This is a genomic window from Rahnella sp. ChDrAdgB13 (genome assembly GCF_017655185.1).
Lineage (GTDB): Bacteria > Pseudomonadota > Gammaproteobacteria > Enterobacterales > Enterobacteriaceae > Rahnella > Rahnella contaminans.
Genome location: NZ_JAEMGT010000003.1, coordinates 168,848 through 186,262 on the forward strand (window position 1 = coordinate 168,848; position 17,415 = coordinate 186,262).

At 52.3% G+C, this 17,415-nt stretch carries 13 protein-coding genes; 3 read left to right on the forward strand and 10 right to left on the reverse strand.

From position 1 onward, the window contains the following. Nucleotides 1–61: 61 nt before the first annotated feature. The 3 genes from carB to dapB form a co-directional block, all read right to left on the reverse strand. Nucleotides 62–3,286, reverse strand: a complete 3,225-nt coding sequence (carB, locus tag J8X26_RS01995) for a carbamoyl-phosphate synthase large subunit (protein WP_152325169.1) — start codon at nt 3,284–3,286, stop codon at nt 62–64. A gap of 18 nt (nt 3,287–3,304) precedes the next feature. Continuing rightward, on the reverse strand, nt 3,305–4,477 hold the full coding sequence (gene carA, locus J8X26_RS02000; RefSeq protein ID WP_208950024.1) for a glutamine-hydrolyzing carbamoyl-phosphate synthase small subunit: 1,173 nt from the start codon (nt 4,475–4,477) through the stop codon (nt 3,305–3,307). A 477-nt stretch (nt 4,478–4,954) separates the two neighbouring features. Further along, nucleotides 4,955–5,776, reverse strand: coding sequence for a 4-hydroxy-tetrahydrodipicolinate reductase (gene dapB, locus J8X26_RS02005; protein ID WP_208950025.1), 822 nt, complete (start codon nt 5,774–5,776; stop codon nt 4,955–4,957). A gap of 689 nt (nt 5,777–6,465) precedes the next feature. Between dapB and J8X26_RS02010 the strand changes: the two genes are divergently transcribed. Then, nucleotides 6,466–7,611: a porin gene (locus J8X26_RS02010; RefSeq protein ID WP_152325172.1), complete on the forward strand. Its 1,146-nt coding sequence runs from the start codon at nt 6,466–6,468 to the stop codon at nt 7,609–7,611. A gap of 159 nt (nt 7,612–7,770) precedes the next feature. Then, nucleotides 7,771–8,646, forward strand: a complete 876-nt coding sequence (locus J8X26_RS02015) for an SMP-30/gluconolactonase/LRE family protein (RefSeq protein WP_208950026.1) — start codon at nt 7,771–7,773, stop codon at nt 8,644–8,646. 65 nt (nt 8,647–8,711) lie between these two features. Here J8X26_RS02015 and ispH read toward each other — a convergent pair whose 3' ends face one another. The 5 genes from ispH to ribF all read right to left on the reverse strand — a co-directional run bounded on the left by ispH (nt 8,712) and on the right by ribF (nt 14,445). Next, nucleotides 8,712–9,665, reverse strand: coding sequence for a 4-hydroxy-3-methylbut-2-enyl diphosphate reductase (gene ispH, locus J8X26_RS02020; protein WP_152325174.1), 954 nt, complete (start codon nt 9,663–9,665; stop codon nt 8,712–8,714). Continuing rightward, entirely contained in the window at nt 9,646–10,116 is a 471-nt protein-coding gene (gene fkpB, locus J8X26_RS02025) for an FKBP-type peptidyl-prolyl cis-trans isomerase (RefSeq protein WP_152325364.1), read from the reverse strand. The genes ispH and fkpB overlap by 20 nt, the downstream gene beginning before the upstream one ends. A gap of 5 nt (nt 10,117–10,121) precedes the next feature. Further along, on the reverse strand, nt 10,122–10,628 hold the full coding sequence (lspA, locus tag J8X26_RS02030) for a signal peptidase II (protein WP_101075118.1): 507 nt from the start codon (nt 10,626–10,628) through the stop codon (nt 10,122–10,124). Beyond that, nucleotides 10,628–13,444 (reverse strand): isoleucine--tRNA ligase, encoded by a 2,817-nt coding sequence (gene ileS / locus J8X26_RS02035; RefSeq protein ID WP_208950027.1) that lies wholly within the window; start codon nt 13,442–13,444, stop codon nt 10,628–10,630. Before ileS ends, lspA begins: the two co-directional genes overlap by 1 nt. 62 nt (nt 13,445–13,506) lie before the next feature. Then, on the reverse strand, nt 13,507–14,445 hold the full coding sequence (ribF, locus tag J8X26_RS02040) for a bifunctional riboflavin kinase/FAD synthetase (RefSeq protein WP_165058962.1): 939 nt from the start codon (nt 14,443–14,445) through the stop codon (nt 13,507–13,509). A gap of 439 nt (nt 14,446–14,884) precedes the next feature. Here ribF and rpsT point away from each other — a divergent pair, with 439 nt between their 5' ends. Beyond that, complete coding sequence (gene rpsT / locus J8X26_RS02045; RefSeq protein WP_104923385.1) at nt 14,885–15,148, forward strand: 30S ribosomal protein S20; 264 nt, start codon at nt 14,885–14,887, stop codon at nt 15,146–15,148. A gap of 81 nt (nt 15,149–15,229) precedes the next feature. Here the strand turns inward: rpsT and nhaR are convergent, their stop codons facing one another. After that, a complete protein-coding gene (nhaR, locus tag J8X26_RS02050; RefSeq protein WP_152325177.1) occupies nt 15,230–16,117 on the reverse strand; it encodes a transcriptional activator NhaR in 888 nt (295 codons plus the stop codon). A 66-nt stretch (nt 16,118–16,183) separates the two neighbouring features. Further along, on the reverse strand, nt 16,184–17,362 hold the full coding sequence (gene nhaA / locus J8X26_RS02055) for a Na+/H+ antiporter NhaA (RefSeq protein WP_208950028.1): 1,179 nt from the start codon (nt 17,360–17,362) through the stop codon (nt 16,184–16,186). Between the last annotated feature and the right edge of the window lie 53 nt (nt 17,363–17,415).

Genomic DNA, 17,415 nt, shown 5'->3' on the forward strand with positions numbered 1-17,415 from the left:
CGGATGCATAAAATGAAAAAGGCGCAGCTTTCGCCGCGCCTTTCATCTGGCAATTATGCCATCAGCCTTTGATTTTCGCGTGCATTTCCTGCACTGAAATCACCTGCTCAGTCGGGTCAGAAGACAGCGCCATCGCCGTGGCGAAACCGCCGTTCAGCGTGGTGTCGTAATGCACTTTGTATTGCAGTGCACTGCGGCGGATAAGCTTGGAGTCTTCAATCGCCTGACGGCCCGCCGTGGTGTTGACGATGTACACATATTCACCGTTCTTGATACGGTCCTGAATATGCGGACGGCCTTCATGCACCTTGTTGACCAGGCGCGGGTTAATCCCGGCTTCACCCAACACCACCGCCGTACCGTGTGTCGCATCCAGCTCGAAACCGCGTTTAAGCAGTTTCGCGGCCAAATCCACCACGCGGCCTTTGTCGCCTTCACGCACAGACAGCAATGCGCGACCGGCTTTCTTCATGCCGGAGTTGCTGCCCAGCTGCGCTTTCGCGAACGCTTCTGCGAAGGTGCGGCCAACGCCCATGACTTCACCGGTAGAACGCATTTCCGGCCCGAGAATCGGGTCAACGCCAGGGAATTTGTTGAACGGCAACACCACTTCCTTGACGGAGTAGTAAGGCGGGATGACTTCTTCGGTCACGCCTTGCTGCGCCAGCGTCTGGCCTGCCATGACGCGGGCGGCCACTTTCGCCAGCGCCACACCGGTCGCTTTAGACACGAACGGGACGGTACGTGCGGCGCGCGGGTTAACTTCAATCAGGTAGACTTCGTTGTTTTTCACCGCGAACTGGACGTTCATCAGGCCGCGAACGCTCAGCTCGAAGGCCAGTTTCTCAACCTGCTGACGCATCACGTCCTGAATTTCCTGGCTCAGCGTGTAACAAGGCAGAGAACATGCGGAGTCACCGGAGTGAACGCCAGCCTGCTCAATGTGCTCCATGATGCCGCCAATCAGCACGCGCTCGCCGTCGCAGATTGCATCGACGTCCACTTCAACAGCATCATCCAGGAAGCGGTCGAGCAATACCGGCGCATCGTTGGACACGCTGACCGCATTCTGGAAGTAACGGCGCAGGTCGATTTCGTCGTACACGATTTCCATTGCGCGGCCGCCCAGAACATACGAAGGACGAACCACCAGCGGATAACCGATGCCTGCTGCTTTTTCGACAGCCTGTTCGATGGTCGCTACCGTGGCGTTAGCCGGTTGTTTCAGGCCCAGACGGTTAACCGCCTGCTGGAAACGTTCGCGGTCTTCGGCGCGGTCAATGGCGTCCGGGCTGGTGCCGATAATCGGTACGCCAGCGGCTTCAAGTTCCCGCGCCAGTTTCAGCGGAGTCTGTCCACCGTACTGCACGATGACACCTTTCGGCTGCTCGATGCGCACGATTTCCAGCACGTCTTCCAGCGTGACAGATTCGAAGTACAGACGGTCAGAAGTGTCGTAGTCGGTAGAAACTGTTTCAGGGTTACAGTTGACCATGATGGTTTCGTAACCGTCTTCACGCAGCGCCAGTGAGGCGTGTACGCAGCAGTAGTCGAACTCAATGCCCTGACCGATACGGTTCGGACCGCCGCCCAGCACCATGATTTTTGGTTTGTCGTTAGTCGGGTTGGATTCGCACTCTTCTTCGTACGTGGAGTACATGTACGCCGTGTCAGTTGAGAATTCAGCCGCACAGGTATCCACACGTTTGTAAACGGGGTGCAGATTGTATTTGTGGCGCAGTTTGCGCACTTCGCTTTCGGATACACCCACCAGTTTAGCCAGGCGCAGGTCAGCAAAGCCTTTGCGTTTAAGCATGCGCAGGTATTCCGGCGTCAGTATGTTGAAACCGCCTTCGGCGACTTCATTTTCCAGTTTCACCAGCTCTTCAATTTGCACCAGGAACCAGCGGTCGACGTTGGTCAGGTTGAAGATACCATCAACGGACATCCCGGCGCGGAAGGCGTCAGCGATGTACCAGATACGCTCCGCGCCCGCTTCTTTCAGCTCGCGACGGATTTTCGTCAGCGCTTCCGGGTCGTCCAGGCTCACTTTCGGGTCGAAGCCGCTTGCGCCCACTTCCAGACCGCGAAGGGCTTTTTGCAGCGATTCCTGCTGGGTGCGGCCAATCGCCATCACTTCGCCAACGGATTTCATCTGCGTGGTCAGACGGTCGTTTGCACCGGCAAATTTCTCAAAGTTGAAGCGTGGGATTTTCGTCACAACATAGTCAATGGACGGTTCAAACGACGCAGGCGTTTTGCCGCCGGTGATGTCGTTCATCAGTTCATCGAGGGTGTAACCCACCGCCAGTTTCGCCGCCACTTTGGCGATCGGGAAACCGGTCGCTTTAGAGGCCAGCGCGGAAGAACGGGATACGCGCGGGTTCATCTCGATAACAATCAGACGGCCATTTTTCGGGTTCACCGAGAACTGGACGTTGGAACCGCCGGTTTCTACGCCGATTTCACGCAGTACCGCCATCGAGGCGTTACGCATGATTTGGTATTCTTTGTCGGTCAGGGTCTGCGCGGGTGCCACGGTGATGGAGTCACCGGTGTGGATGCCCATCGCATCGAAGTTTTCGATTGAGCAAACGATGATGCAGTTGTCGTTTTTATCACGCACCACTTCCATCTCGTACTCTTTCCAGCCAATCAGCGACTCATCAATCAGCAGCTCTTTGGTTGGGGAAAGATCCAGACCGCGTTCGCAAATCTCTTCAAATTCTTCACGGTTGTAAGCGATACCGCCACCGGTGCCGCCCATGGTGAATGAAGGACGAATGATGCACGGGAAACCGACGTCAGCCGCGATCACCAGCGCTTCTTCCATGGTATGCGCAATGCCTGAACGAGCGGTATCAAGGCCGATTTTCTTCATCGCAATATCGAAACGGCGACGGTCTTCGGCTTTATCAATGGCGTCTGCGGTCGCGCCAATCATGGTCACGCCGAATTCTGCCAGCACGCCCTGACGTTCCAGTTCCAGTGCACAGTTCAGTGCAGTCTGGCCGCCCATGGTTGGCAGCACGGCGTCCGGACGTTCTTTCTCAATAATCTTGCGCACAACTTCCCAGTGAATCGGCTCGATGTACGTCGCATCAGCCATTTCCGGGTCAGTCATAATCGTTGCCGGGTTGGAGTTCACCAGAATGACGCGGTAACCCTCTTCACGCAGCGCTTTACACGCCTGTGCGCCGGAATAGTCAAACTCACACGCCTGGCCGATAACAATCGGGCCTGCGCCCAGAATCAGGATGCTTTTTATGTCTGTACGTTTTGGCATTTTTTATTCGCTCCTGATTTATTTGCTTATAAGAGTGGCGTTGTTGTTATGAGAAGCACGGTAAGCGTTAATCAGTTCGATGAAATGATCGAACAATGGCGCTGCATCGTGCGGGCCCGGGCTGGCTTCCGGGTGTCCCTGGAAACTGAACGCCGCTTTATCGGTGCGGTGAATGCCCTGAACGGTGTGGTCAAACAGCGATTTGTGCGTCACGCGCAGGTTCGCAGGCAGATTATTTTCATCTACCGCAAAGCCGTGGTTCTGCGCCGTAATCATCACTACGTTGTTATCGATATCTTTAACCGGGTGGTTACCGCCGTGGTGGCCGAGTTTCATCTTCAGCGTTTTCGCGCCGCTGGCCAGCGCCAGTAACTGATGACCGAGGCAGATGCCGAACACCGGAATGTCGGTTTCGAGGAAAGCTTTAATCGCGGCGATGGCGTAATCGCAAGGCTCCGGGTCACCCGGGCCGTTGGACAGGAAGATGCCGTCCGGATTGAGTTTCAGCACGTCGGCCGCCGGAGTTTGCGCCGGAACCACCGTCAGGCGGCAACCGCGATCTACCAGCATACGCAGGATATTGCGTTTCGCGCCGTAGTCATAGGCCACAACGTGGAACGGTAATTCTTCATTTTTCCTGGCTTCAGGCAACTCACCTTCGAGCGTCCAGCTGCCTTGCTGCCAGCTGTAGGATTCCGCGGTGGTGACTTCTTTTGCCAGATCCATGCCTTTCAGCCCCGGGAATGCTTTGGCTTTTTGCAGCGCCAGCTGAGCATCCGGTGAATCGCCCGCGATGATGCAGCCATTTTGCGCACCTTTTTCACGAAGCAGGCGGGTCAGTTTACGGGTATCAATATCGGCGATGGCCACGATGTTATGGCGCTTAAGGTAATCAGAGAGGTTTTCTTCACTGCGGTAGTTGCTGGCAATCAGAGGTAAATCGCGAATGACCAGACCTTGAGCGTGTACTGCGGAGGATTCTTCATCAGAGGCATTGGTGCCGACATTACCGATATGGGGATAAGTGAGAGTGACAATTTGGCGGGAATAGGAAGGATCAGTGAGGATTTCTTGATAACCGGTCATCGACGTATTGAAGACCACTTCCCCCACTGCCGACCCTTCTGCCCCGATGGCCCGACCGTGGAATTGGGTTCCGTCTTCCAGAACCAATAGCGCTGACTTTATCAAAGCATCCTCCAAGAATAATAAATCACAATATTTGCATATTAATTCAGATAACGAGATCTAAATCAATGCAAAAATCGCTCCCAAAGCCAATTTTTGGCAAACGGCGGCATTTTAGAGAGGGCGATGGGGTTTGTCTACTAAAAGCACCAATATTTCTTTGTTTTTTGCACAACTCAGCGAAAAGCCTCTGTCACTGCCATAAAAACATAGCTCAAGTCAGTATAGTAACCGTTTGCGGAAGGGGATGTCTGGAAAAGGGTGATGTAAACGAGATTATTACAAACCGGAGGAGTTGCATTGTTTAAAAAGCATACACCAGGAGGGGCATTAAGCATGAATATTTATAGAAATGGCAATCAGGAAGGAAATCACAGTCAAAATCGATATTTTAGAATAAAAAAGAGAAGGGCAATCAAGGAACTGCCCTTTTATCAAAACATTATGACCAAAACAACCACATCACATCTAAATCAAATTCTATAAATCATCTAACCCAAGCACATCCCGCATGTCGTAAATGCCATTTTTATGCGAGGAAAGCCACTTTCCTGCACGAACTGCGCCATTTGCGAATGTCATGCGGCTGGAAGCCTTGTGCGTAATCTCTACGCGCTCACCGATATCTGCAAACATCGCGGTGTGTTCACCGACAATATCCCCGGCGCGGATGGTCGCAAAACCAATGCTTTTCGGATCACGTTCGCCGGTATGTCCTTCGCGGGCATACACTGCGCAGTCTTTCAGATCACGGCCCAGCGCATCAGCAATCGCCTCGCCCATCGCCAGCGCGGTGCCGGAAGGCGCATCCACTTTGTGGCGGTGATGCGCTTCCACAATTTCGATATCCGTATAATCGCCCATTACCTTTGCGGCTTTTTCCAGTAACTTGAGCACGACGTTGACGCCCACGCTAAAGTTAGCGGCAAAAACCACAGGAATGCTCTCTGAAGCCTGTTTAATTGCGGCCTTACCGGCGTCATCGAAGCCCGTAGTGCCAATAATCATACCTTTATGGTGTTTCTGGCAAAAAGCCAGGTGCGCCAGCGTGCCTTCCGGGCGGGTGAAGTCGATCAGAATATCGAAGTCATTCGCCACCGCATCGAGGTCATCATTCACCCGGATACCGGATGTACCGGTTCCCGCCAGTTCGCCCGCATCGGCTCCGACCAGGGAAGAACCCGGACGTTCCAGCGCCGCGCCCAATACCACGCCGTCAGTATCAGTGACGGCCTGAATCAGTTGCCGGCCCATACGACCGCCTGCGCCAACGATAGCCATGCGAATATCAGCGTTACTCATAATTACTACTCTCTTCTTATAGTCGTTCTGCCGTGAAACAGAATCAGGTTATCGACCCTGCGATCCAGGAGCCAGAGAAATTGCCTCATAATTAGAAAATTATGATATAGGTCCGTTAACATCAGTAAAAGCCATCTGTTTTCAGGTTACGCAATCTAAGATTTTGTGTTAAACGGTTCGTAAAAGCGGAACTGATTGAGAAATGCGCCTTAAAATTCTTCATCCGGGTACTTCGCATAATCATTCACTTTAGTGCATAAACGTCTGACATCAGTTCTGCACCTAATGTCGCACCTTATCCGGCTTTCATGAGAACTCAATGAACTTCCCTCTTTATTACAGCATTCTTGCGCCGCAGGAATAGTCCACGTTAGCAATAATCACCACTGTATCTCCCCACCACGTAAGACAAATAAAAGAACAAACACGCTATTTCTTAGATCTGAAACATTAAATTTTTATTATATGTGGTGAAATAATATTGATAAAATCAATGATTGTGATAATAAATAGCCACCTAATTTTAACCTCCTAAATTTGATTTTAGGATCGCTAAAATAAGTAGCCTGGATCCATGAGGCGCGTCTTCACCCTGACCAGACAGTTACCGGTAAGGGGAAATAATAAAAATACATCGCCAGTTCACATACCGGTTCTTCCGGGTAAGTATATTGGCGCAGGGACTTAACATGAAATTCAAACTAAACAAAGTCACGCAAGTGGCGACCGCTGGCCTGTTGTTCGGTCTGGCTTCCTTTGCTTCACACGCAGAAATCACCCTGATTAAACAAGACCCACAGCCTAACGATCCGCTGAGCCGTCTGCAATTCCAGGTTGGCGGCAGTATTCGTCCACAGTTCCAGTTCCAGAACGGCGTCAAAAACTATAAAACCAACGGTTTTGACGGCGGTACTCGTTTCCGTTTCTCCACTGACTACTATCTGTTTGATGACATCAGCTGGATTAACTATTACGAGCTGGGTGTGAATATTCCTGCGCTGACTGGCTGGGATAATCACTACGCTGCCGGCGCGCATAACACCACCCGTCGTATGCTGTACACCGGTCTGAAAAGCAAAACCTACGGTCAGCTGACTTTCGGCCAGCAAAACAGCGTTTATTATGATGTTGTTGGTGCGAAAACCGATATCTGGGACTACGACATGCTCGCTCAGGCACCAGGCAACGGTGTTAACGGCGACTACGACGGTTCTTACCGTTCACGTAAGATGCTTAAATACAAAAATACCTTCGGCGATGCTGATGTGTATGCCTCTTACCTGTTCTCAGATAACGATCTGCTGACCGGTAAAAACAGCCTGCGTTATAAACGTAATGGCGGCGGTTCTGTGGGTGTGGATTACCACATCACCAAAGAACTGACATGGGGTACTGCGTACAACTACACCGACGCAGAAATGAAAAATCCAAATAACAACACCTCCAAAGACTACAATCAGAGCATCGTTGGTACCGCTCTGAGCTGGAAACCAGGCAACTGGACAGCGTCCTTCGGTGGCGGTTATTACCATGACTTCCTGACCACCGGCCTGAAAACCGAAGATCACTTCTTCGCAGGCGATGCATACGGTCTGGAATACTTCCTGGGTTACGCTTTCCCAATCAACCAGTTCGCTGTGAAAACCATTCAGCCATACTTCATGGGTGACCGTCTGACCTATGTGACTGGCCGCAATTATCAGCGTATCGATAACGGTCTGGGTGTGTCCTTCCAGCTCGATTACGGCTTCCGTGTTGATTACGAACATGTGTTCACGTCTTCTACCGATAACCTCGGCGACATGAACCTGATCCGTCTGAGATACGACTTCTAAGCCTTAACGATTGAACTTCAGGGGCCAGCTTTACGTCTTATTGACGGGCTGGCCCTTTCTTTTTACACCATTCTTAATCCCTGCGGGCAAAGCCAGACTAGACTGAATACAGACAGTTTTTCGCTATATCCACTTTGCAGCCAGCAGGAGAGCTTTGCGATGTCAGCATTTTTCCGGTCCGACATAACTGCCGTAGGCGACTATCGAGCCGAATTGGGTGAAACTCCCGTCTGGTGCCAGCGCACCCAGTCATTATTGTGGGTCGATATCCTGGCTCAGCGCGTATTACGTTACTGGCCAGCTTCCGGCCAGACTGAAATTCACGAACTCCCCTCCCTGACCAGCGGCGTATTGTTAACGCAAAAGCGTAACGTCTTTTTGCTGATTTCTCAGGACGGCGTTCACCTCTACGATTACGAATCTCAAACCCGGCAGAAACTCTGCGATTATCCCGGCGCGGAAGGAACGCGCCCCAACGAAGCCGCTGTCGCACCTGATGGCTCACTTTGGTTTGGCACGATGGATATTGAAGAAGAAAAGATGACCGGCGCGTGGTACCGCTTTGAGGCCGGGGATGAAAAGCCTGAAACCATGCTCGATAACGTGGGGACGACCAATACGCTGGTCTGGTATGAAGGCAAAGTCTGGTTTGCAGACAGCCGGAAAAACCGCTTTTATTCCGCTAACGCCCGCCGCATCAATCCTCTGAAAATTTCCTGTTTCTCCTCCGGCGATAAAATCCCCGACGGCTCGGCGCTGACGCAAAACGGTTGGCTCATCACTGCCTGCTGGGGCTCAAAATGCCTGCTGCGCCAGCAGATCAATCAGGGCGAACTGCTGACGCTGGACACCCTGCCCGTGCCCGTCACGCAGCCTAGTTGCTGCACTTTTGGTGGCCCGGATATGACCGAGATATTTATCACGTCGGCGCGTAAAAACCTTAATGCCCCGCACGCGCTGGAAGGAGCGCTGCTGCACGCTAAAACAGCGACCGTTGGCGCGCCGCAGAACCTTTTCAGACTCGAAAACCCGTAACGGGTGTCAAAAAAGACGTAAAAAAACCGGCCACGTGAGCCGGTTTTTTAATTTTATGCGTTTCATCAGTCGATCTGACGCACATCAACACGCAACTCTTTCGGCACTTCGAAGACAATATTTTCTTCACGCCCTTCGATATTAATCACATCGAGGCCACCAAATGCTTTCAGCTTGCTGATCACGTCCTGTACCAAAATATCCGGTGCCGAAGCGCCAGCTGTCACGCCAATGCTTTTCGCATTTTTGAGCCAGCTTTCCTGAATATCTGCCGCAGAGTCGATCAGATAGGAAGGCACACCGACGCGCTGTGCCAGTTCCGCCAGACGGTTGGAGTTGGAAGAGTTCTTCGACCCGACCACCAGCACGACATCCGCGCCATCAGCCAGCGTACGCACGGCTTCCTGACGGTTAGTTGTCGCATAGCAAATATCGTCTTTACGCGGCCCGATAATCTTTGGGAAACGCTCGCGCAGCGCATCAATCACCGCAGACGTATCATCAACAGAAAGCGTAGTTTGTGTCATAAAACACAGGTTATTTTCGTCTTTCACCTGCAATTTATAGACATCTTCCGGCGCCTCGACCAGATACATTCCCCCGTTCGGGTTGCTGTACTGGCCCATTGTGCCTTCCACTTCCGGGTGACCGGCATGACCAATCAGAATCGCTTCCGTACCCTTACGGCTGGCACGCGCGACTTCCATATGGACTTTAGTCACGAGGGGACAAGTGGCGTCAAACAGCATGGTCAGATCACGCGCTTTCGCTTCAGCACGGACGGCCTGAGACACACCGTGCGCGGAGAAAATCAGAATCGAGCCATCGGGCACTTCGCTGATTTGCTCGATAAAAATCGCACCGCGCTGACGCAGACTGTCAACCACATAGCGGTTGTGTACGACTTCATGACGAACGTAAATCGGCGCGCCGTAAATTTCCAGCGCGCGTTCTACGATGCTGATTGCACGGTCAACGCCCGCACAAAATCCTCGCGGATTAGCCAGCAATATCTGCATGCTTCTCCTCCAGTTGCGGATCGACTTCCAGCACTTCAATATCGAAATCGATATGCTGGCCCGCCAGCGGATGGTTGAAATCTACAGTGATAGAATCTTCCGTCACCTCACGAACCACGCCCGGCATTTCGCTGCCGTCACGCCCGGAAAACAGCATAATCGTGCCGACATCCGGCACGCCTGTTTCCTGGAAATCACGGCGCGAAAAGAACTGAACCAGGTCGGGGCTTTTGCCGCCAAACGCCGATTCAGGTGCAAGGGTAAAGGCGCGTTTATCGCCCACCGTCAGGCCTAACAGCTGATTCTCCAGCGCGTCAGACAAGCTGCCATCGCCAAGGCGAAACAGCGCGGGTTTCCCATTAGCGCGGGTTGATTCTGCCGTCGAACCGTCTTCCAGTTTCAACGTAAAATGCACCAGCACGGCGCTGTCATGTTTCACCTGTTGAGACATCATACTTATCCTTTGCTCTTTTCCGCTTCTTTAGGTTTTGCCAGAAAACCTTCCAGCACGACCAGCGCTGCACCGACGCAAATAAAGCTGTCAGCCAGATTGAACGTCGCGAAATGCCAGTTGCCGACATAGAAGTCGATAAAGTCGACCACGAAGCCGTGATACAGGCGGTCGAACAAATTACCTAACGCCCCGCCGATAATCATCGCAAACGCGATGTTATTGAGTTTTTGCTTCGCGGTACCGCGGTACATCAGTACCACCAGCGCCACGACGATTGCCAGTGCAATCACAGCAAAGAACCAGCGCTGCCAGCCGCCTTTATCTGCCAGGAAGCTAAACGCTGCCCCGTGGTTTTGCGCATAGAACAGGTTTAAATACGGGATCAGCGGCATGGATTCGCCAAGCTGGAAGTTCCCCATGATGAGGAACTTACTGCCCAGATCCACGATGATGACCACGACCGCCAGCCAGAGCCAGCGGAGTCCGGTGGAACAGATCGATTTACTCATTATGCAAACTTACGCTCTTCGCCGTCGCCGGCAATGTTGGTCACACAGCGGCCACAGAGTTCGCTGTGTTCCGCGTTCTGGCCGACGTCAGTGGTGTAATGCCAGCAGCGCGGGCACTTGTCGCCTTCTGCTTTTGCCAGACCAATTTTCAGGCCTTTGAGCAATTCACTTGGCTGAGCGGATTCGTCAGCTTCTGACAGCGCAGCCACTTTAGCGCCGGAGGTCAGCAGCACGAAGCGCAGTTCATTGCCCAGTGAGCGCAGATCGGCCGCCAGAGCGTCATCGGCATACAGCGTGACCGCCGCTTCCAGAGAACCGCCCAGACGTTTATCGGCACGCGCCTGTTCAATCACTTTGTTCACTTCGCCACGAACTTTCAGCAGCTCATCCCAGAACGCATCGTTCATGGATTCGTTACCGGTCAGGCCAAACAGACCGTCAAACCATTCTTCGGTAAAGACAAATTTCTCACGCTGGCCCGGCAATTCAGCCCAGATTTCATCCGCTGTGAAGGACATGATCGGCGCCATCCAGCGAACCAGTGCTTCGCTGATGTAATACAGCGCGGTCTGGCAGCTGCGACGTGCAACGCTGTCGCTTTTGGCGGTGTACTGGCGATCTTTGATGATATCCAGATAGAAAGAACCCATCTCGATGGAACAGAACTGCATCAGACGCTGAACCACACCGTGGAAATCATAGGCTTCATATGCGGCAATGATCTCTTCTTGTGCAGCTTTTGCGCGGCCAACGGCCCAGCGATCCAGAACGACCATGTCTTCCGGAGCTACGCTGTGCAGCGCCGGATCGAAACCGTTAAGGTTCGCCAGCAGGAAGCGCGCGGTGTTACGGATACGGCGGTAAGAATCCGCGGCACGTTTGAGGATTTCGTCGGACACGGCGATTTCACCGGTGTAATCCGTTGACGCGACCCACAGACGCAGGATGTCGCCACCCAGTTTGTTCATCACGTCCTGAGGCGCGATGGTGTTACCGATGGATTTGGACATTTTGCGACCCTGACCATCCACGGTGAAACCGTGCGTCAGAACTTGTTTGTAAGGCGCTTTGCCTTTCATGGCTGTCGAAATCATCAGTGAAGACATGAACCAGCCGCGATGCTGGTCGGAGCCTTCCAGATAAAGATCCGGGGAATGGCCGTTGAACTCAGGACGCACATCCACAACAGAAGAATGCGTAGAACCGGAGTCGAACCACACGTCCAGCGTATCCGGCACTTTGACGTAATCGGCGGCGTCTGCACCCAAAATATCTTCAGGGTTCAGATCCCACCACGCCTGAATGCCGTCAACTTCAACGCGTTTTGCGACTTCTTCCATCAGCTCAAGGCTGCGCGGATGCAGTTGCTCAGTGTCTTTGTGAACAAACAGAGACATTGGTACGCCCCAGGTACGCTGACGGGAGATACACCAGTCAGGACGGTTAGCGACCATGTTTTCGATACGCGCCTGACCCCAGTCCGGGATCCACTGAACGCCTTTGATCTCTTCCAGTGACTGCTGACGCAGGCCTTTCTGATCCATGCTGATGAACCATTGCGGCGTGGCGCGGAAGATGATTGGCGTTTTGTGACGCCAGCAGCATGGGTAGCTGTGCGTGATTTTCTCAACGTGCAGCAATGCGCCTTTTTCACGCAGCAGTTCGACGATCAAATCATTGGCTTTAAAGACAAACTTGCCGTCCAGCGTCGGGTAAGTTCCCGGCAGGTAACAACCATTCGGGCCAACCGGGTTAGCCACTTCCAGACCGTATTTCTGGCCGATAACAAAGTCATCAGGACCGTGGCCCGGTGCGGTATGAACAGCACCCGTACCTGCGTCGAGCGTAACGTGATCGCCCAAAATAGCCGGAACATCGAAGCCCAGGAACGGGTGTTTGAAGCGCAGCAATTCAAGATCTGCACCTTTGCATTCGCCCAGCACAGACCATTCTGCGATACCGGCGCGTTTCATCACGCTTTCAACCAGATCGGTTGCCAGAATCAGACACTGGCCTTCCACCTGAACCAGCTGATAAGAGAATTCAGGATTCAGGGAAATTGCGCGGTTTGCAGGCATGGTCCACGGCGTGGTGGTCCAGATAACCAGAGAGATCGGGCCATTAAAGGAAGCCGCACCGAATTTCGCTGCCACAGCCGCTGCGTCAGTGGCGTTAAACATCACATCGATAGACGGGGACGTTTTGTCGTAATACTCAACTTCCGCTTCAGCCAGTGAAGAGCCGCAATCGGTACACCAGTGAACAGGTTTCGCACCTTTATGCAGGTGACCGTTACCGATGATTTTGCCCAGTGCACGGATGATGTTGGCTTCAGTTTTGAAGTCCATGGTCAAGTATGGGTGATCCCAGTCGCCCAACACGCCCAGACGGATGAAGTCTTTCTTCTGGCCTTCAACCTGTTCTGCGGCATATTTACGGCACGCTTCGCGGAACTCAGCCGCCGTCACTTTCTCACCCGGCTTGCCGATCAGTTGCTCAACTTTCAGCTCAATCGGCAGACCATGACAATCCCAGCCCGGAACATACGGCGCATCGAAGCCCGCAAGCCCTTTGGACTTGATAATCATGTCTTTAAGAATTTTGTTTACTGAGTGACCAATATGAATGCTGCCGTTCGCATACGGAGGGCCGTCATGCAAAATAAAGGTTTTTTTGCCTTTCTTGGCAGCACGAATAATCCCGTACAGATCCTGGTCATACCAATTTTTCAGCATGTCAGGTTCACGCTTGGCCAGATCGCCACGCATCGGGAACCCTGTTTCCGGCAAATTCAGGGTGTTCTTGTAGTCACTCATAGATTCTCGGTTCCGTTTTTCGGCTGGATTCCAGGCTTTGTTACACGCCTGTCAGTACATGTTTAGCGTGGTGTCTTTAACCCAAAGAATTCCCGGGCCGTCACCTCATCGTTCGCAATTTGTTGCTTCAAAGCATCAAGCGAGGAAAAACGCTGTTCGTTGCGCAATTTCGCGCGAAGCACCACGTCAATGTGGCGCCCGTATAGATCTAATGTGGTGTCGAGAAGGTGCACTTCCAACTGCTTGCGCACACCGCCGACCGTCGGGCGTATACCAATATTGGCTACGCCCGGCAAAGGCTCAGGCCCGAGGCCTAATACGTCCACAGCATAAACACCGCGCACGGGTGAAACCACGCGTTTGAGCGGCACGTTGGCCGTTGGGAAGCCGATGGTACGCCCCAGTTTGTCGCCGTGAACAACGCGGCCGGAGATACTGAACGGATGGCCCAGTAAATTTTCGGCCAGCGCCAGATCGTCATCGCGCAGCGCATCGCGAATTGCAGTGCTGCTGATACGATTGCCGCCTTCGCGGAAGGTTTGTGTGCTGATCACTTCAAAGCCATATTCTTCACCGGCTTTCTGTAACAGCTCAAAATCTCCCAGACGGCGCGCGCCAAAGCGGAAATCATCCCCGACAGTCAGGAATCTGACGCCCAGTTTCTCCACCAGCAATTTAGAGATAAATTCCTGAGCAATATGCGCTGCGAACCGGGGTTCGAAGCGTACGCATAACAGATAATCTACTCCGCACTCGGCCAGATACTTGGCTTTGTCACGCAAACTGGTCAGGCGCGCAGGTGCTTTATCACCGGCGAACAGTTCCAGCGGCTGTGGCTCAAAAATCATTACCATCACCGGCAGCCCCAGACGTTGACCTTCCAGCTTTAGCTGTTTGATCAGGGCCTGATGACCACGGTGTACACCATCAAAATTGCCAATAGTCAGCACACATCCATGATGACGTGCTCGAATATTGTGTATTCCGCGAATTAGCTCCATAGCTGGCTCAAATCCAATGCTGACTCATAAAGATGGAAATCGGCGGATTATACCTTGTACAGCCTCCAAGGTTAACCAGCGATTCACAGGATCACACCATTCTCCCTTGCATACGGCAGATATTGCGGTTCAAATGGACGAGTGGCGATGAAAATCTTTCGTTGCATACAGGGAATGCGTGACTTTTCGCATAAACAAGGCGTTAATGGCCGCAGTGGGCAGTTTGTACACTCTCCTGTCGATTTTTCTCGCGAAAGACTGTATTCCGATGCCGGAAGCTGTTAAAATCCTGCGCCATCACAACGTAACAAGCGACGATTAAAGTTTACGCTTAAAAGCGCCGCTTATTTGCACAAATCCGTTGACAAAAGAAGACCGAAAAGGCATATTCCTCGGCCTTTGAATTGTTCATCAATAGAAAAATATTTGGGAGTTGGCCTTGGCTAATATCAAATCAGCTAAGAAACGCGCCGTACAGTCAGAAAAACGCCGTAAGCACAACGCGAGCCGTCGTTCAATGATGCGTACCTTTATCAAAAAGGTACACGCGGCTATCGCAGCAGGCGACAAAACTGCTGCACAAAATGCATTTAACGAAATGCAACCAATTGTGGACCGTCAGTCTTGCAAAGGCCTGATCCACAAAAACAAAGCAGCGCGTCATAAGTCAAACCTGACTGCGCAAATCAACGCAATGCAATAATCGCATTACGCTGAAATGCTTTGATAAAAAAACCGGCCCAGGCCGGTTTTTTTATATCTGAAATTTGAGTCGTTTCCGTTTTCAGGTAAATAGCGCCGAAAAGTCAGTGTGACAAATCCGCTGTACCGAAGGATGCTGGATCATCCTTTCCGCAAAAATCACGTAATACTCTTCCATGATCCCTTCTACACGCCCGACCTCTTCAATTTTCTCATCCTGAAACTCCGTCGAGGAGTAGATAGCCGGTGCGACAAAAATGGCATCGTTGTTCATTCCGAATGCTTTCATCAGCGCCGCGTCATCGAATTCCCCGAGGATATTGACGTTCAGCCCCTGTGTCGTAAACCAGTTCAGCAATTTACGCCCTAACATCGAACGGCGGCCGGGAATAAGCAGTGGGCGTTGCTCAAGGCAGGCCGGAAAATCTACGCCATCCAGCGGCTTGCAACAAAAGAAGCTGATCGGGCTTTCGCCCAGTTTGACTGAAAATAGCCCTTCCTGCTGGGTAGAATCCACCGGACAATCGGACAAAATCATATCCAGCTTATGCAAACTTAGCTGTTCGAGCAGCATTTCGTGTGTCGATTCAAAACAGCGTAAATGAATTTGCGCATTTTCTGGTACGGCGGCTTCCAGCACACGGCTGACCAGACGTTTAGACAACGCATCCGCAACGCCTACATCAAACAGCAGGCTCGACTCTTTGCGGTAATTCACGATATCCAGCATTTCCTGACTCAGGGTGAACATTTTGTCCGCATAGCGATAGACCAGCTGACCCAGCTCGGAAGGTATCAGCCCGCGCCCTTGCCGCTTAAAAAGTTTACCGCCGAGCCTTTCTTCCAGTGATTTGATCTGGCCGGTGATTGTTTGCGGGGTGAGATACAACGCCTCGGCGGCTCCCACAACAGAACCTGATTTACACACGTGCCAAAAATAATACAAATGGTTGTAGTTAATATGAGGCATGGTTTCATCCTTTTCTGAAGCACGAGATTGCTATCAGGTTGCGCGACTCAGCGCGCAACCTGTCGGTCAATGTTTAACAACTTTCTTTGGCAAAGCACGGCTCAACAGCACATATCCAAGCAGTGCCGAAGCCACTGATCCCATCAGTATGCCCATTTTCGCGTAAGTCAGCAGTGCCGGATCCCGCAGGGCGAAAGCCAGTGAACCAATGAAAATCGACATGGTGAAACCAATGCCGCACAGCACGGAAACGGCTGAAATCTGGCCGAATGAAATCCCTGACGGTAAACGGGTGATGCCCAATTTAAGCGCCACGCTGCTGAACAACATGATGCCCAGCGGTTTACCCAGCAATAAGCCGGCCGCAATCCCCATTGGCAGCAGGGAAAATGCGCCGGAAGCCGTCACGCCCTGCAAAGAAATCCCCGCATTCGCAAAAGCAAAAATGGGCAAAATAAACCAGGCAACGTACGGATGAATTCCGTGCTCCAGGCGGCGTGCCGGTGAAGCCTTATTTTTTTTAGTATTCAGCGGGATCAGAAACCCGAGAACCACGCCCGCCAATGTCGCATGGATACCTGATTTCAGAACGCATACCCAGAAAATTGCACCAATCAGCAGGTAAGGCGTCAGTTTAGTGACCCCGCGCCAGTTAAGGCAGGCCAGCGCGGCGATGCAGACTGCCGACAATCCCAGCGCCATCATCGAAATATCGTGGCTGTAGAACAGCGCGATAATCACGATGGCACCCAGATCATCAATGATGGCCAGTGCCAGCAGGAAAACTTTCAGCCCGGTCGGTACACGTGATCCCAACAGCGCCATAACCCCCAGCGCAAAAGCGATATCCGTTGCAGCCGGGATTGCCCAGCCCTGAAGTGCAATTTCGTCATTGCCGTTGAACAGCAGATAAATCAGCGCCGGAACGATCATACCGCCCAGCGCGGCGATAGCCGGGAACAGCGCCTGCTCGCGATTGGCCAGTGCGCCTTCACACATCTCCCGCTTAACTTCCAGACCAATCATCAGGAAAAACACCGCCATCAGGCCGTCGTTAATCCACAGCAAAAGCGGTTTGTCGATCAGCAATTCAGAGAAGCGCAGCGTGACCGGAATATCTAAAAACGCCTGATAAGCGCCCTGCAACGGGCTGTTTGCCATAACCAGTGCCACAACGGCGGCAATGATGAGCACAATTCCGCCCGCAGCTTCCATACGCAAAAAACGACGAATCAAATTCGACATTCTGACTCTCCTGTTAATTAAGCGTGGCTAAAAACGGGACGCCACAATGGGAT

What these genes read in the sequence shown, in the direction of transcription:
- carB (WP_152325169.1), bottom strand. Translation starts at nt 3,286, where the DNA reads ATGCCAAAACGTACAGACATAAAAAGCATCCTGATTCTGGGCGCAGGC.
- dapB (WP_208950025.1), bottom strand. Translation starts at nt 5,776, where the DNA reads ATGAGTAACGCTGATATTCGCATGGCTATCGTTGGCGCAGGCGGTCGT.
- J8X26_RS02010 (WP_152325172.1), top strand. Translation starts at nt 6,466, where the DNA reads ATGAAATTCAAACTAAACAAAGTCACGCAAGTGGCGACCGCTGGCCTG.
- J8X26_RS02015 (WP_208950026.1), top strand. Translation starts at nt 7,771, where the DNA reads ATGTCAGCATTTTTCCGGTCCGACATAACTGCCGTAGGCGACTATCGA.
- ispH (WP_152325174.1), bottom strand. Translation starts at nt 9,665, where the DNA reads ATGCAGATATTGCTGGCTAATCCGCGAGGATTTTGTGCGGGCGTTGAC.
- fkpB (WP_152325364.1), bottom strand. Translation starts at nt 10,116, where the DNA reads ATGTCTCAACAGGTGAAACATGACAGCGCCGTGCTGGTGCATTTTACG.
- lspA (WP_101075118.1), bottom strand. Translation starts at nt 10,628, where the DNA reads ATGAGTAAATCGATCTGTTCCACCGGACTCCGCTGGCTCTGGCTGGCG.
- ileS (WP_208950027.1), bottom strand. Translation starts at nt 13,444, where the DNA reads ATGAGTGACTACAAGAACACCCTGAATTTGCCGGAAACAGGGTTCCCG.
- ribF (WP_165058962.1), bottom strand. Translation starts at nt 14,445, where the DNA reads ATGGAGCTAATTCGCGGAATACACAATATTCGAGCACGTCATCATGGA.
- nhaR (WP_152325177.1), bottom strand. Translation starts at nt 16,117, where the DNA reads ATGCCTCATATTAACTACAACCATTTGTATTATTTTTGGCACGTGTGT.
- nhaA (WP_208950028.1), bottom strand. Translation starts at nt 17,362, where the DNA reads ATGTCGAATTTGATTCGTCGTTTTTTGCGTATGGAAGCTGCGGGCGGA.